6 protein-coding genes are annotated in these 18464 nt (G+C 44.0%); all 6 read right to left on the bottom strand.

Annotation, left to right across the window (positions count from 1 at the left end; translation table 11 throughout):
• Nucleotides 1-30 precede the first annotated feature (30 nt).
• Nucleotides 31-2433: an HlyD family secretion protein gene (locus tag A3774_RS06960; protein WP_075107924.1), complete on the bottom strand. Its 2403-nt coding sequence runs from the start codon at nt 2431-2433 to the stop codon at nt 31-33.
• 70 nt (nt 2434-2503) lie between these two features.
• Nucleotides 2504-3952, bottom strand: coding sequence for a hypothetical protein (locus A3774_RS06955; RefSeq protein ID WP_067865299.1), 1449 nt, complete (start codon nt 3950-3952; stop codon nt 2504-2506).
• Nucleotides 3949-5013, bottom strand: coding sequence for an alpha/beta fold hydrolase (locus tag A3774_RS06950; RefSeq protein ID WP_067865296.1), 1065 nt, complete (start codon nt 5011-5013; stop codon nt 3949-3951). Before A3774_RS06950 ends, A3774_RS06955 begins: the two co-directional genes overlap by 4 nt.
• A gap of 48 nt (nt 5014-5061) precedes the next feature.
• Complete coding sequence (locus A3774_RS06945; RefSeq protein ID WP_067865293.1) at nt 5062-8520, bottom strand: acyltransferase domain-containing protein; 3459 nt, start codon at nt 8518-8520, stop codon at nt 5062-5064.
• The gene (locus A3774_RS06940) at nt 8457-9818 is read right to left on the bottom strand and encodes a beta-ketoacyl synthase N-terminal-like domain-containing protein (RefSeq protein WP_067865279.1); all 1362 of its coding nucleotides are present in this window, start codon (nt 9816-9818) and stop codon (nt 8457-8459) included. The genes A3774_RS06945 and A3774_RS06940 overlap by 64 nt, the downstream gene beginning before the upstream one ends.
• Nucleotides 9819-9956: 138 nt before the next feature.
• The gene (locus A3774_RS06935) at nt 9957-18125 is read right to left on the bottom strand and encodes a type I polyketide synthase (RefSeq protein WP_067865276.1); all 8169 of its coding nucleotides are present in this window, start codon (nt 18123-18125) and stop codon (nt 9957-9959) included.
• Nucleotides 18126-18464 lie beyond the last annotated feature (339 nt).

Raw genomic sequence — 18464 nt, 5'->3', positions numbered from 1 at the left:
CTCTAATCAGGCTGATAAATCGTTAACAAATTAAGGCAACCATGACCACACTTCGACTTCAACAAAACGCACTATTGCCATTGAAAGCACTTCCCATACAGGTAAAGTTTCACTTTCAATTTTTGCATAGCCCGTCATCCCAGTTTTCAAACGCTGGTCACCGTTATCCAAAATAGTGATTACCTTGATAACACGTCCGTAACGCTCTTCCGTTACATTAGAATCAATCGATAACACGGTGCCTATAAAATCGGCTGAGTGATACGCTTGCGGACGAACCCTAACTGACGCTCCTTTTTTAACATAAGGAATATCCGCCTCAGGGATCTCGATCTCTGCGAGTACCTTGGATGTATTTTCTGCAATTGCAAACGGCTCACCTGGTGCAAGGTAGCTACCAACCTTCTGGCGTAGATGCATAGAGACTAAACGACCATCAAATGGCATATGCAAGGTTGATAATTTCACCTTCTCGCTATAGTACTTATACTCTTCCTCATAACCTTCAAGCTTCGCTTGCGCAGCAGCGATCTGATCTGGCGTCGCACCCAGCTTAGTCACTTCAAGATCAGCTTTACTTTCTGCGACTTGAGCCAGATCAATACGGTACTCACGGCGAGCATCATCTAACTCTTCATAAGAAACTGTACGTGACTTGTAGAGTTTTTCTAAACGGCTCAACTTAGACAAACTAAATTGGGTACGTGTTTCTTCAGTCTCAAGTGCACGTTCAGCAAGTATTACATCTTCCTTTCTCGGCCTAGATTCAAGCTCGTCAATAACCGCTTGCTGCTCTTTCATTAATGCTTCATAGACTTTTACTTTAGCGCTGTAATCACCCTGCCATAAGGCGGCAATTGCTTCGCCTTTTTTAAGTTCTTCACCGCCATCATATTTAACCCAATCAACCAGTCCTGATAGATCAGAGGTAATCTCCTGCTGCTGGTTTGGCAGCAAGACAAACGAGCCACCGGGTTCATAGGCATAAGGCAAAAATAGACCACCCACAAGTATGATTAAAAGAGCACGACGAACATAGCTTCCTTTTTTAGGGGCGGCCTCTGATCCCTGTTGTTCCTCAGTCTCTTTTGAAACCAACGTACGGTCGCGCCATTTTTTGAACTGAGATGCACGATCATAAGATTGATTAATACGAGCAAAACTAACGAACATTCGATACGCAAAAATTGCAGCGACAAAAAATGTCAGAATAACACCCGCACCACCTAGATGGATTTTCAAGAACTTGCCTAATAGCAGTAAAATTAATCCAAAAAGAACAATCATGAAAACAGTTGAAGCTAATGCATATGCTGCTAACAAACGACCGTTGGCTTCTTTGTATCTATCCCCTTTCAGCTTGTTCATCAGCGCACCGTAAGCTTTCTTACGTAGCTGAGGTTCATCCAAAATAGTAGCAACTAAGTGATAACCACTACTTTTAACTAGTGGGTTAACTGTTATCAGGAACGACAATGCACTCGCTACGGCCACCACAAGAGAGAAAGGAGCGATCACCCCACCCATATCACGTGTGTTAAACCACATTAGAATCGCGGTACTAAACAAACCTAATCTAAAAATCAACGGTGCTGCATGCAGCCACATCCGTTCACGGCGAGACAGTTGATCCAAGTTTCCAATAAACGGACAAAATCTAGGGAAAAATCCTAGATAAAAAACAATCCCTAATCCATTAACACTGGCCCTAAACGAATGAGCCACGTACATAATAAGAAAGGTAACAGATAGATTAACCGTTAACATACTGAACAATGCATGTTCAATAATGCTCACACCTGATAACAAAAGCGTTATATCTTCTTCCATTACAGTGAAATATCGACCCAGCAGAAATAATGCTGCAATAAGCATCAGCGGTATCGCATACATCAAATAACTAATCGGTTTAACAATAGGACTAGTAAACTTAATCAACCGTTTAGGATTAAATAACTTCCAGCCGGCCTGTTTAATGGACGTATCAAGCCCAATAACATCTTCAATCCCGGGTGGTAGTGGCTCCTTAACATTCGATTTTTCTTCAACCTGTGCTGTGGCTTCTGCCTTAGGTGCAGCGCGTCCTTTACCTTCTGCCGCACGCTTTTTCTGAAACGCTTTAAGAATAGGGTTGGAGAGCGCGGTAATGCCAAATAAGCTTTTATCGGCAATTAACGTGAATAACTCTTCAATCTGCTCATCCGTAATAGGATGACCAAAACGATCCTCAAAAACGCCTCTAAGCTTGGGCATATCTTCACAGCCAGGAAGAACTTCAAGCAGGAAAAACTGCCAAGTTTCCAACTGATGAACTTGATCCTCTTGAGGGTCTTTAATCAGATAGGACTGCTCAGCGCCCTGCCCAATGCGAAAGGCATGCAGCCTCTTCTTTAAAAATGCAGGTAGCGCAACCTTTTGGGCCTCATTACTCACTGTGGTCTTCTCCATCCATAGTATTCTAATGTTCGTTTGAATTAACTCATGCTATACAAACGACAAACTGTTAAACATCAGGCGCGAAAAAGACTTCACAGCCGCCTCTAGGGTTAGGGATATAACGATCCCCACCAATTGGTATTACTTTTGGACCAAATGGGTTAGCAGTACCGATAAAAAACCCATAAGGCGTAGACGCCATAGTACGCATACCAATATTGTATGGGTTACCCATTCCACTTGTTGTAACAGGTACCCAGTTCTCGCCATCATAACTGCGATACAAGTCACAACCGCCGTGATTATCCATTACAAACTGTGCACCCAGCTCACCCACAATATTTTTAAATGCTTCGGGCCAAGTACTCTGCTGTGCATATCCAATGATGGTGCTCCAATCAAACGTGGAGACATATAACCAGCCATCATGTTCACACATGCGCCAAAAGTAACCATTAAAAAAGTTATCAAAGCCGGGTAAATAACCTGACAAAGGTGCCTTAAAGCCATCTGGGGTATCCCTTGCTTCACCCACAAGTAGATCCCAATCACCGTCGGGGAAAATACGAATAAGCTCTGGTGGCGCTGGGCCTATTTTATTTTGCCTATCAATACCACCACCTTGAATCGCACCACCTACATACAGCGCCCCTTTGAAAGGGTACATGCTCAATACGCTCTGATTAAAGGCGCCACGATAAGCGCCCTTCTCAATCACTCGTTCCCAATGGTAGGGAGCTTCACCTTCAGCATCTGTACGCCAAATTTGAAATCCTTCTAAATTGAAGGTCCCCACATATAGATGATCGCCAAAAGCGGCCATCTCAAAAACAGTTTTATTACCGGAGTCACCAAAACCAAAATCACTTACAGGCTCCCAGCCTCCTTTTGTCGGGTCTTTACTCTCATACACTATAGAGTGGGCTGATACATTAGGGTTTCCTCCCCTTGAACCCGCCGGTGTAGTATATAAACGACCTTTAAACTGAGCCATCGTTCTAATGGTCGTCACAGGTAGTCCGATCAAACCAGGCTCACAAGAGGGTTCAAATGTTCGGCCATCACGAGACATTAAGATAAGCGGGCCTGGGCCTTTTGCTGGCGACCATGTGCTAACCAACAAAACGGGATCATCGCCGTTATCTGGTCGGTAAACCAACATACCTCTATATCCTAATTCCCGCGGTATAGGTTTACCATGACTGCCAATTATAGTGGGAGCTTTAAAAACACGTTCCCAACTTTCTTCACGAGGATCAAAGCGCCAAATTTCAGCATGAAGATCAAGATCAAACGGATTTTCAGGGCATTCAACCGGCCAAGGGTTTAAACCAATTGGCAGACGAGCCTTCATTAATGGAAAGTTACCCCGTGTAGTCGCCACATATAAATAACCATTAAACCATGCCATAGAATGAGCATAGGCGTTTACCCCATCCCCAAAGCCGCCCTTGGCAATCAATTTAAAATCGGTCGCATTATGACCTTTATGGATCCCCAACCGGTTAGCACTCACGCTTGGGCCACCTTACTGTCTTTTGCTTGGGTAATATAAAAAGACAACATATCTTGAGCTTCTTCAACTGTTTCAAAAGGCCCCTCTTCACCATCCCTGGTAGAAAAATACCAACCATCATCCCGCTGCGAAAACCGTTCACTACGGAAATGACGCTTTTTATCCCCATCCCGTGTACTAACACCTGACACCATCGCACCATGCCAAAACTGTTCACACGTCGATATAAGTTCTTCAGGGCGTGTAGTTGGGAAAAAATGCCCTGCGCGCAACATTTTCCTGAAATCAGCATGAGGCCATACTTCAAGTAAATGCCTACCCGTCAGCATCGATTGAGAATACTCGCCGTACACGGCCAAAATAGGAAATTTAAGTTGCTTTAGCATATCCAGTGCTAAACCATCATCCCCCATCAACTCTTTCTCTGCTGCTGTCGTATTAAGTAATTTCAACCATAATTTAGCGGTACGATTACCGTAGTTACCTACAATAGGTGTAACAATCTCTTTCAGTTCAGGTGATATCTCAACCTTTTGTTCTTGCAATAGAGCGACTTCAGCTAAAAGACGATAGCCAAAATAGGGTTCCCTAACATTAATATCTATACCTTGATCATGTAGAAGCACTTGTAATTTATCACCGTAATCCCAGCCCTCAACTTTCTCGAGTTTACGAATTGCGCTGATATGCGAGTCAATTAACATCAAGCTCTCAACTCTTTCTGGTGCACTACAAGCAAAATTTAACGCAACTACACCACCAAAACTATGCGCCATTAAGTGCGCTTTAGGTATAGCCAGATGGTCCATCAAACCCAACATATCAGCAGCCATATTTGCCGGGGTATAACCATCTGGTGTCACACGTGAACGGCCATGTCCACGCAAATCAAATAAAGTAACTTGATAGCGTTTTGCAAACTCAGGTGCATGACGGATATACCAAAAAGCCATATTTGTGGCGAGACCGTGCACCATCACCAGATGTTCTGCATCAGGTCCTGCATCACTATCTAATTGCAGGTAATTTATCTTAGTGCCGTTTACCTCAACTGCAGGCATTGCCGATCTCCATACTACTCAATAAAATCACCATTCCATTCATATGCCTTAAAAAGCCAGTGCCGTAATTAGGTCATTATTATTTAATAACTTAATTTCTACTCTATGTCCCTGATAGAGGACATCTGCCTGCGCTAAAGATTGATCTAAGAAGGAGACTTCAAATAGTTCAGGTTGGCCCTGTAGACCTACACGCAAACATTTCGCAGCGGCTTCTTTAGCGCACCAAGTGTGGAGTAAATAATCATGCTTAGCCTGTTCTGGAAACTGTTCCAATACAGCCTTTTCTCCCGGGGATAACACAGCAAGTAAAAAGTCATAATCTTTATTACTAACTTGCTGCTCTATATCTAGACCAATAGATGGGGACTCTGCTGAAACCGCAGCAACGCTCTGCTGATTATCATGACTCAATGATACGGCTGGTGCAGGAATTAAACTATCAACCCACCAACCCGTCACATAAGGCGCACCTAATTCATCATGCACAACATCAATATCAGCGGGATATAATAGCGTTGAGGTTTGCTGGTAAATCCAGTACCGCACGGCCTCTTTCAAAGCCCCACGTCCCAACAGCCATTGACGTTTATATCGAACATTTCCAGTCAATGCGCGCCACTCATTCAGCTCGTCATAACTCAGTAATATATGAGCTAATATCCGCATGAAGACACCACCGGACTGAGCGCAGAAAGCTTCATCAAAATGAGGGAGATGCCATAGAAGCACATTCTTATCAGAGATAACGGATCCTGATCCTAACCACCCATTTAAAGGATCCCGTCTAACATTATAAAAACGGTTCGGGACTGGGAAAAAAATGTTCACTAAGTTACGAGCACTTAACAAAACTTGCCCTGCTGCATCAACACACTCAAACTGCCAAGCACGGGGACTCTCAACAGAGCTCGCTTTCGGGTCCACAGGATGCTGACGCCCACGTAATCGTAGTTCAGGTAATCCTTCTGGGCAGGTAACAGGGAACTCAATTTTTTCTATTGATGAAGGGAAGCTATTAAAATCAGTACCTACTTGCTGTGCAATCCAATAAGCGGCCAACTGACCTAAAGCATCCAATAAAACAGGGTTGAGAACTAAATTGGCACGCTCCCCCTCAGTAAAAAAGCCTTGCAAGCTAACATCACTAAGTACCGCATCAATCCCTTGCTCGTTCCAACCATCAATGCCACGCATACTTTGGAAAATGGGACCATGGAACATACCTGTACTATAGAGCTCATCATTACCCCAGCGGTACGCATTTACAGCTTCCAAATCAGGTAAACGAGACTGAGTCATTGCTGCCGCTAACGTAAGTTCAGCTTCAACAATTAGCGTCCCCTTACTGTGGATAGCTGCACTAAAGCGTCCGCTATATCCTTCTAGAGCTTTCGCAGATACATCCAGTTCAATAGACATATCATCCAGAGCAATCCAATCATATGACTTAACATTTTCAATAGTGGTTATCGAAACGTTACCGGCCAGTGCTGCAACGGCTTCAGCCATAATTTCCAAGCTAACCATCATAGGTACGCAAGACAAGCCCATACGTTCTGGATCTTGTTCTGAGACCGTACCTGACAGGATGTGATCTTGTAAAAATCTATCTTGATATACATTCAAGTCACAACGGGCGCGTAGAAACTGTTCCGTATGCTCAAGAATCTCGCTCAGAAACGGAAAAGGTGCTGCTTCAGTATATTCATTTGCTCCCTCCAACTGAGATTCAGCAAGAGCTGTCGATGAGAATAAAGTTTCTTGCTGCGACAAAAAACCTCGCATCAAATCAAAATAGTCAGCCATGACTCCATCACTCACGGCTTCAGGCTGTTTGGTCTCAGCATAAAGCGCAACCCCTTCTGAGTCAGTAGGCTCAGGTTGTGCTTGAATTGGCTCATTTTTTATTCCCGGTGCGGCATCTGTATGAATCGGAGCCATTGCTTGCAATAATGTTCGATCATCATCCGTTAAATGTAATACGGGCATCGTATTATCAAGCAACATACCCGAAACTCGACGGGGTGCAGAACTACTCAAATCAACCGAGTCTAGAGTTCTACCGACAAACAATCGTCCTATATCTACCGTTTTCTGATTGACATATAACTGACCAAGTAATATCAAAAATTGTTCTACGCTGCTCTTTTTACGGATATTACTCGCGATGGATAAGTACTCTTTATCCGACAATATCTCATTTACAAACGCAGTAAGATTGCCTGAAGGCCCAACTTCAATAAAGTATTGAATGCCATCATCATGCATAGCTGTGATGGTATCGGCAAAACGAACTGTTTTTGACCACTGACTTGCAGCCAAGTCAACAACGTCCGCTTGCTTAGCTGGGAAAAGTCCGGCAGAAGCACAGGAATAAAGAGGCAACTGAGGCTTTTTAATACCTACATCCGCATAGTACTTCTGGAATGCTGTGGTCACAGCAGAAAATAAAGGCGTGTGATAACCACGATCAAAAGGCAATGGCACACAAATACCGCCCGCCTCGCTTAAGGATTTTTGCAGACTAGCGATCGCCTCTTTATCACCAAAGAGAACTTTCTGATTAGCACAATTATCCATTGCCACATACACAGTGGACGAAAGTTCAGCAATATGCTGATCAATAATAGCGGAATCTAAAGCACCAACGGTCAGTAGGGCGCCAGTATGAATACCACCACTCTCTAATACCTGCTGATAAACTAAATTCAGTTCACGAATAAACTTAGCTAACTGATCCAAATCGGCATTATCAATAGCTCCTGAGGCCACTAATGCGGACGATTCTCCTGTACTATGGCCTAACATGGCATCCGGCTCAACACCAAAGGCTTTTAATAAGCCGTTCATGGCCTGACTACCAACAAATACGGCTTCAGAGCCTATATCCATATCATGTAGACGTAGTTCTAAAGACTTTTTAATCTCTGGCGTTAACTCTATTTCTGGCGGAAAAACTAAATCAGTTCGACTGCTACCCTGCTGATCATCGCCATACAAACCTCGCCAAAAATCAAACCATCCACGCACTTCCGGGAAGTTTAAAGACAACTCTTCAAGCATGCTAAGATATTGCGACCCTTCTCCAGGGAAGATAAACGCTAATTTACCCGGCAGAGGCTCATCACTAAAGGCAACACCATTACGTGTAGACCAACGGCCTTTTTTATCTGCTTCTAATTTTTTAAGCGACTGCGCTAGCTTCTTCGCCAAATCCCTATGATCTTTTACAACAAAGGCGATACGTTGCTCTTCAGCTTTATCTTGACGACACACTTCAGCCGCGATCTCAGCGATACTGTAATTTTCAGCTTCAGCCAATGGTTGTAGTTGGCGAATTTTATCGGCTAATGCAGTTTTAGAATCTGCCGAAAGTACAAAAAGCTCTGCTGGACGATTACTGTAATACAACGGTTTTTTAGCTTGGGAGGGAGCTTCTTCTAAAATCGCATGGGTATTGATACCACCAAAACCAAACGAGTTAACACCCGCACGACGTGGCACATCTTTTGATGTAAACCAAGGCCGTAAAGCGGTGTTTTTTCAATTGCTAAATCTGGATTAACTTCATCACATAACGTTGGCGGTAATACTTTATGGTGCAACGCCAGTGACGTTTTTATTAAACCCGCTATACCAGCAGCTGGAATACAATGACTAATCATTGACTTCACAGAGCCTAAAGCCACATTCCCTAGCTGTCCTTGTCGCTCACCAAATACCGACCCTAAAGCAGAAACTTCGGTCTGATCACCCAGTGGGATACCTGTACCATGAGCTTCGATCAACCCAATAGTCGATGGATCAACACCACTATCTTCATAAGCACGTTGAATAGCTAAGGCTTCACCCTCAGAGCTTGGCGCTAATAAACCATGCCCACGACCATCACTCGCTTGTCCGATTCCGCGGATCACCGCATAAATCTTATCACCGTCAGCTTCAGCATCAGATAATCGTTTAAGCACAACCGTACCTAAACCTTCACCTAATAATGTTCCATCGCTGCCTTTAGAGAAAGGACGTACTTTACCTCGTTCACTTAAAGCACCAAGCTGGGTAAAAATGACCGATACTTCAGCAGGTAGTGATGCATTCACCCCCCCTGCTAACATTAAATTACTGCGATGATTACGCAGTTCATCCATCGCGGCACCAACCGCAAGCAAAGAGGATGAACACGCCGCATCAAGAATATAGTTTGGACCTTTCAAATTAAGACGGTTCGCAATACGCCCCGTCATAACATTAGGTACTAAGCCCGCAGCTATATCTGCATTAGATTGAGGTAGTTTATCTGTCAGTAGTTTGCGTATTTGAGTGAGCTTATCATCCGATAAAGAGGGTGAAACCGCAGCAAGGATCTCCATGGTCTGATCCAGCACAATATGGTGCTGTACATGGTTACCCTGACCTCTATGAAGATAAGTACTATGACCTAGAATAATGCCGGTATTAGTATGATCATATCCATCATCTAAATAGCCAGCATCAAGCAGCGCATCACGAGCAACGCGTAGCGCTAGAAACTGATCAGGCTCCCCACCATCCACCGAGTTTGGCATAATACCAAACTCACGAGGGTCAAAACAGAACAGATCTTTTAAGTAACCACCATAAGGAGTATTGATACGGCCCGATTCCAAATAACGTTCGGCTTCCCATGCTGCTTGCGGCTCACCGACAGCATCTACACACTGAATAATATTCTGCCAAAACGTTTTAAGGTCAGGTGCTTCAGGAAACACACAGGCCATACCTATTATAGCAATAGGTTCTGAGCTTTCTCTTTTACTCTTCACTACTGATTCCGTCCTTAACTACCACTCAAAGGGCAAGTTTTTCTGTTCCGCCTAAACGGTCCAGTTCCATACTAGAAATAGATTTTCAGCCTTCAAAAACAGCGAATCTCCACTGCTATTTCCGCCCACAACTATCATTTAATTAGCCAGCTTTTCTGTTCCACCAAGACGGTTCAATTCCATACTAGAAATACACTCAAGGTCTTCAATTAACAACACAACATTATTTTGTTCATCAATAAAATAAACATCAGAGACAATCATATTTGGCTGCTCACTGTCTTTACGTGCAAAACACATTTTGAGTTTTTTCGGTAGTTTCTCTTGAAACCTCATCACCTTACCAAAACGCGCAGGCAAAGCAGATTGATCATTAAACGTACGCCCCCAGAGAAGAGCCATTTGAGCTGCTGCATCGGTCATAGCAGGATCAAAAATCCAGCCATCACCTACCTCTGTCGTACTTAACCACCCTGCAGGGTTACTCGTTTCAACATCAGAGACTGAACCTTGCTGAGACAAACCAGAGATATTCTTGATTACTTGAAAACAGGGCCCATGAAACAACCATTCGTTATAAGCAGTTTCGACTGACAACTCTTTATCTGAATGCTTCTCAGGCTCATAAGAAAAACTATCCGGATAAGTTTGCTCCAAACGTAAAACAACCTTGTAGTGCATCCGTTTTTCCGATTGAAGACTTACCGTTACGTCGAAGCCATCACTACTGCCATAAGGTGGTGGATTTACAACCACTTTCAACTTCTGATTAAGATCATCTAATTGCAATCCTTTCAGTAAACGACTGTCACGAGCTTCTACTACATGCCATCCTGGCCATAGCGCGGTTGCAGTTTCCGACATAATTTCCAAAGCAACCGCAGCGGGCAACACGGGAATATTATCGATACGGTGTTGTTGTAGGTATTCATGGCGATCACTAAGATAGAATTCGACCACCTGATCCCCTTTAGGCATCGCAGTAACGCTCGCATTATCTAACAAAGCACCCGTTACACGAGGGATACTCTCATCAAACTCAACACGACCAATCGTTGCCTCATGCTTTTCCCAAGGACCAACACCGCAGATCACCTCAACGTTTTCTGATGGCTGCTGTAGAATCTCCTCACGGAACACCTTTCGGCCCGCTTCAGCGGTTACCAAAGCCACGCCTTTTTCGGCAAATTTAGCCTCAGTTTCAGCAGTCACCATACCTTCACCAAACGCTGTAGGCCCCCAAGGCCCCCAGCAAAGAGAGCGGACAACTACTTTATTTTTCCATAGCTGATTTAACTGACTACATAGACGGTTTAGCAATTCATTAGCTGTAGCGTAATCTAACTGACCACTATTACCGTATCGACCAGCTACCGAACTGAAAACTGTTAGAAAACGCAAGGATTCAGGTCTTAGATATTTTTGGATATGGAACAAGCCAAGGACTTTAGTTTCCACAACACGTGACCAGCTTTCACTTGTTTTGTCTTGTAAGAGTTTATCTTCAATAATTCCTGCGCCATGAACTACGCCATGCAGCGCGCCATATTTATCGTAGATTGTATCTAAAAGCCCTTTCATTGAACTTTCATCGGTTACATCAACAGCAAAATATTCAACCTTAGCACCACGCTGCTGAAAATCCTGAAGATTACTCAACATCTCTCGAGCACCAACAACGCCAGCAACTTTTTTCATAACCTCAGCTGGAGTCAGAGAAAGGACGCCATCACGCACCTGAGTTATAAAGAACTGTCTTAGTTCTGCCTCAGTTTTCAATGTCGCAGTATCAGCCGTTTCAGCTTCAGGCAAAGGACTACGCCCAGTTAACAATAAGGTATTACCGGGTAACGCAACTTCGCGTAAAACTTCAGCTGTAATCCCACGCAAGCCGCCTGTAGCCAATATGGTTAAACCTTCTAACGTAGCATTCTCAGACGACTGAGGAGACAACTCCGCAACCGTTTTAAATATTGTTCGCTTACCTGCTGGATAGCCTACCTCTTGACGACCACCGCAAAGCATCATTTCGTCCAGCAGAATACTCGCCAGATCGGCTACTGATTGCTCAGCATCCAGATCAATTGCCTTAATGCGTAGCGCAGGGCGTTCTTCAGATACCGATTTTAAGCAACCAACAAAGCCTGATTGTAAAGACAAACCATTAAAAACTGCATTCGTACGGCCAAAAGTTCCACCGAGTCCACTGGCAGCAACTATATGTGCCGCTTCAGAAAACACAGGACTTAATCCTTTAAGCAAGAGAAAAAATGACTTTTCATTACTGTTTAATACAGCTTTAAAATCAACAACAGAACTCTCACTCATTAAGGCAGGACTACCGATCTCAGCTAAGTGAACAACGCCCGCTAGATCGGTTTTTTCTGCACACACTTTTGCAGAAAAATTGAGTATCTGTTCTTCGCTTTCCAGAATGGATGGCTCAACAATCTGCACAGTGCAACCTCGATCTGTCAGCAGTGTAGCCAATTGACCTGCTATATCTGCTGCATCTCGAGTAATAACATAATGCCCAATATTTAGAGCACGTTTAGCATTCACCTCAATCGGAGCAGGTGAAGGTACAACTATATGCCGGAATGAGGAGTCCGAAAACTTGTTCGAAACCTCAGTTCCCATCCCGGCTACTTTAAAAGGGCTTGTCGCCGCTCCCACCGGCAAATCACATAAAAGATCTAACATACCCGTCAGATTTTCCTGTGTATTCAGCTCACCACGGTTTTCACCTAAAGCATCACCATAAGCTGCAGGAAGCGTTTTTAATAACGAACCAACAATCTCGATACGCTTAATGGAATCGATACCCAAATCAGCCTCAAGTTTTTGATCAAGGCCAACCATATCACTCGGATAACCTGTTTTATCTTCGACAATCTCCAGCAACATCTGCGTAATTTTGTCGCGATCAAGCGTATCACTTGCGGCAGATTCAACCGCAGCAACCGGTGCGGCTGGCGCAGTAGGTTCTGGCGCCGCTACTGGAGCAACAGCAGCTACCGGAGCAGGTGCTGGTGCTGGGGCCGAAACAGGAGCAACAGCAGGCGCAGCAACAGGTGCGGCGACGGCAGGAACTTCCATCGATAATTCAGCCATTTGAGGGGCTGCTTTAGGGAGACGCTGTGGTCGCGTTTCACCTGAACGGGGTACCGAAGTACCACCTAGATACATTGACATAACATTTTCCTGACTTTCCAGGAATTGACGCATCATATCAAAGTATTCTGCCATTACTGCCGGACCACCAGCATTTGGTGCTTGCCTGCGCCCATCCATCTTTCGCTCCTTGTTATGCTTAAAATGATGTCCATCATAAGAAATATTTGTGTTTAATTGCGACGAAGGAGTTGTCATAACTCCCTCCTCTTTCAATACAGTTGTCGTGACACTATTTTGTGCGATCACTTGCTCAAGCGTGACCCCAATCTGTCGAACAGGCTCAGAAGAGCGTCTTGCGCCACTACCATTAAGAATCCAAGCATGTTTTGAAATAGGCTCAGCACTTTCGTAACTAGTTAGCGCATCAGACGACACTATTTCACTCTGAATACCTGCCAGCAATGGTAATAAATCAAGCTCCACACCTTCGCTAACCAAATTAGCTAAGGCACTTAAAAGGCCATAAACGCCTTCTTGATCGTTATCTAGAGTAATTGTTGTATGCGGACGGTCGCCTAAAATCTGCTTAGTTAAACGAGAAAGAATTGATTTAGGTCCAATTTCAACAAACACCCGCGCGCCATCTCTATACATTGCCTCAATTTCAGCAACAAATTCGACCGGTTTAACTAGATGAGCAGCCATAGAGGATTTAAGCTGAGCAACTTCAGCATCATGCACATCACCGGCACTATTGGAATAAACAGATAATTCAGGAGATGTCCATTGAGTACTATCAATCAGTTTAGACAAATGAGACTGTGCAGGTTTCACAAAAGCTGAGTGGAACGCAGCGGCAACAGGTATTGGAGTTGCCATAATATCCGACTTAGATAACGCTTCAATCGCTTGCGCTATACCAGCCTTAGAGCCTGAAATAATACATTGCATTGGCGCATTATGATTTGCAACGATAACCCCATCGATACTTTTAATAGCATCCTCAACTTTATCGCGAGTGGCTTGCACCGCAGCCATTGTGCCTAGCTCATCTCCGGCATTCTTTGCCTCATCGACAATAAAGCGGCCACGCGCTTCTGATAAAGACACCAAGGTTTCATAATCAAATACTCCAGCAGCATGTAATGCAACAAACTCACCGTAGCTATGGCCAGCAAACATATCTGCATTAAACCCAAGCGTTTTCAGCATACGCCACAAACCGGTCTCCACTGCCCCTAATGCTGGCTGAGTAACATCAGTACTTGTTAACGCTTGACTAGCCTCTGCTTTCTGCTCCGACGTATAGACACCACGCGGATAGATAAAATCACTTAACCTGCGGCCCGAAAACCTCTTACCAAAAGCCTCTTTTAATAAGCCATCAGCTTCTGCCAAAGCATCACCTACAACAGGGTAGGTATAAGCTAACTCTCGAGCCATCTGAGTATATTGTGCACCCTGCCCTGGGAAGATAGCTGCCACTTTACCTTCTGCTTTCTGACCATCACCATAATAAGCACCTTCAGGCAAAGCAGATATTTCATCTTTTAAATAACCAAGCGTACCAACAAGTTTCTCAGCAAAATCAGCTTGATCTCGCACAACAAGAACAACTGTCGCCATATCTTTTTTGCGCTTATTAATCAGATTAAAAGAGAGCTTTTTAAGATCCAAATCTGTAACTGACGCCAACTCTTTGGCTGTATTCGAAAGTTTAGCGATTAACTTTTCTGTCGTTTCCTCACTCCAGATCAGAAGTTCCGCAGGGCCGCTTGCTCTTACCGCTTTTTTCATCCAAGGGCGATACTCACCTTGATACTCCTCCATAACAATATGGAAGTTGGTTCCACCAAAACCAAATGCACTACAAGCTGCACGTCTAGGCTGGTCATTTTTAATCCAAGGCCGAGCTTCATCCACCAAATATAGCGGGCAATCTTCACCCATCAGTACATTATTAGGCTGCGTCACGCCATAATGGGGTGGCAAAGTCTGATGTTTTAATGCTAAACAAGCCTTAATAAGACCCGCTACACCAGCCGCCGCTTTCGTATGGCCAACCATTGTTTTAACTGATCCAACTACGGCCTGATGCGCACCTGCTCCAGCCTCTTTCAATAAGCTTATGGTACTTTCCAGCTCAGCAGTATCTCCTGCCACAGTACCTGTACCATGAGCCTCAAACAAACCTACAGTTTCAGGACCAAAGCCCGCCTGCTTGTAAGCTCGACGCATAGCACGAAGCTGCCCTTGAGGTAGAGGCGCGGTTAAACCTTTCGCCTTACCATCACTGCTACCACCGGCACCTTTGATTACTGCATAAATTTGATCGCCATCACGCTCTGCATCAGCAAGTCGTTTCATAGCAACCATCGCTATTCCTTCAGAAATCACGATACCGTCACCAGAAGCATCAAACGTCCGGCAGCGTCCACGTGGAGAAAGAGCTTGGGTTTTACTAAAGCAGAGGTAGCCAAAAGGCCCCTGAACCGTATCTACACCACCTGCCAGCACCATATTACTGCGCCCAGCAGAAAGCTCAGAAATACCTTGATAGATAGCCGTTAGAGAGGATGCACAGGCGGCATCAGTCGTAAAATTAACACCGCCGAAGTTTAACCTATTGGCAATACGTCCAGCCATTACGTTAATCAAAATGCCAGCAAATGAGTCTTCCGTCCATTCCGGCAAAATATCCGCTATATGATCAGGTAGATCACCTTTAAAACGCGGCATTTCTGCACGCAAGCCATATTGCATACCTACATCACCCGCACCACCACTGGCACCGATGATTACAGAAGCATTTTCACGATCAAAATCACGTTTATCATAGCCCGCATCAGCTAAAGTTCTTGATGCCACCTCCAATGCCATCAGTTGCATTGGATCTACAGCTTCTACCGACTTAGGCGGCATCCCATATTTCGTTGGATCAAATACCAAATCATCAATAAAGCCACCCCAACGGGAGTAAATTTTATCTTTGGAGTAACGATCCTCATCAAAATACAACCTCCAGTCCCACCGATGGGATGGAATTTCAGTAATCGCATCAACTTTATCTAATATATTTGACCAATACTCTTCAGTTGAATTCGCTTGAGGGAATAGACCTGATATACCAACAATAGCTATATCAACAGGTGCGGAATCAGCTTCATCCTCCTGAGCTAAATCCATCGAATTCGCAATTAATAAAGCATGGCTATCTTCAGTTACTTGAGCATGCAGAGTCTCAACATCAATAAGCTCAGTACGCAAAGTAGCAACTTGACCTAACATATACATACCATCAGCATGCTGTGTTGCTTCATCTAGCGCCGTTAATTTTGCATTTTCACCTAGTCGTGCACACCCTTTGGAAGCAATGCGAAGCCGCCCCATAATAAGGTCATCCAAGGTAGCCCGAGCTTCATCAACAGGTACCCCCTGCTCTATCATCTCTCGACGTTTATTAAAAAACATCTTCGCAAATGGCGTATAAGCGCAACGACTCGCATGACCTGGGCCGGACTCCAGGCTAACCGTATGTTCACATTCAACCACTTCTTTCTGAAATGCTGGAACAATAGCCCCTGATTCAACTATCTCCTTGGTGAAGAGGTAACTACTCCCCATCAACGCGCCGACTTGAACACCTTTATCCAATAGAGGCGCAGCCAACACCTGAACCATAGCTGCAGATGCAGCATCATGTATCCCACCAGCGAATAATAACTGTATACCTTCGCCTTTAGTTTTTCCTGATTCCAACTCTTCCAGAAGCCGATCAACCATTGAGCTCCATAAAACGAAACTACTCAAAGGCCCTATATGACCACCGCACTCACGCCCTTCAAAAATAAAACGACGCGCACCCTCTTGCAGAAAAAGCGGAATCAAGTTGGCGGATGGAACATGCAAGAAAGACTTAATACCCTCTTGCTCTAATTTAACGGCCTGATCTGGTCGTCCACCAGCAATAATCGCATAAGGCGGTTTATACTTTTGAGCCAGTGCAATCTGTTCATCCAACAGTGACTGCGGCGCAAAGCCCAACAAACCAATCCCCCAAGGTTTATCACCAAGGCGTTCATCTGTATCAGCAAGCAATTTATCTAACGCGGCGCCTTTCAATAAAGCAAAAGCCAGCATAGGTAGCGCACCACCATCAGCCACTGCTCCAGCGAACTCAGCACTGTCAGAAACACGACTCATCGGACCTTGGACCAATGGAAAACGCACACCTAGCGCTTTAGCCAATGGAGCATTTTCAGCTAGAGGTTTATGTTGAATAGCAGCTTGAATCGAGTCATGGATAGTTTGATCAATGGCTGAAAAAACATCAGAAAGGTAACCATATTTTTCACGCCAAGCTTTGGCAAAACAAACATCCTGCCCTAAAGGCAACAATCCTTTTTGCGGCGAATCCCAATCTATCTTACCTAAGACATCTTCAGGCTTAACCAACTGGCCCGACACTTTAGAATTAAATGCTTGAGCTTCTCTGTAACCCGGGCGAACCAATACCCTAAAATAAGAACCCAGTTCTTCATCACCAACAGCTACAGTTTCATTACCTGACAAGTTTCCTACAAATGAGAATAAACTATCCGATAAAGGTGAGTCTTTTAACAATAAAACTTGGCTTTCAAGCACACCACCTTTTGCGCCAACAGCATGACAGGCAGCAGCAACATGAGGAGTAATACCACCTCGAACAAAAATAGGTAGATTTGTTTTTGAAGACCACTTTTGTAACAAAATAAAGCTACTGCCTTCACCAACAAAACCACCGGCTTCATGACCTTTAATCATAAAACCATCGATCTGTTTTTCAAGCGCCGCTGCATCGGTATGTGCATCCGTCACTTCAACTAGGACTGTGACCCCTAGCTTACGCATTTTTTTGATATCTGCCGCTAGCGTAGCCAGCAACAATTCATCAACTATAAGATAACTAAAACCTTGATCAACTTTAGTGGCCGCAAACGCAATAAGCTCTGACTGAGGAGTATCAACTTTGATACCGTATGAGTTTTTAGCATGTACAGACAGTAGTGCGAACTGTTCAAGTAATTTGTCAGCATCTGAACTCAATTCAGCATTTAATATCCCTATACCTCCAGCCCTGCAAGCAGCTATAGCCAACGAAGCATCATTATATCCCGCTGGAGTGTATACAAATTTCTTGAATTCGTTCATGCAATCTTCCCTGCCTCAAATTTAAGCTAGCAATCTAAACCAAACAGCAAAATCAATGCCATCAAAGCACTACAATTAATCCATTCATCAATAGAGGTTTTATCTATAAGATAGTGCATTCCCACAAACAAACACATCTACCTTAAATTTTATTAAAATTTTATCGAAATTTCACTAGCGCTGTTTTTTATAATCAATCAAGATAAAAATCAATAAAAACAAGGCAAAATATACAACAAAAAATTATAGCTCTCTGCAGTTTAATAAAAACAACAAACATACACAACAAGCCTTTTGCAGCGCAGCAAAAAAATATTAACTGAAAAGTATGACATTCAA

The sequence above is a fragment of the Neptuniibacter marinus genome (genome assembly GCF_001597725.1).
GTDB lineage: Bacteria > Pseudomonadota > Gammaproteobacteria > Pseudomonadales > Balneatricaceae > Neptuniibacter > Neptuniibacter marinus.
Note: the sequence above shows the minus strand (reverse complement) of the source record. Positions and strands in the feature narration are given on the sequence as shown.

Coding starts and splice junctions, on each gene's coding strand:
- A3774_RS06950 (WP_067865296.1), bottom strand. CDS start 5,013: ATGCCTGCAGTTGAGGTAAACGGCACTAAGATAAATTACCTGCAATTA.
- A3774_RS06935 (WP_067865276.1), bottom strand. CDS start 18,125: ATGAACGAATTCAAGAAATTTGTATACACTCCAGCGGGATATAATGAT.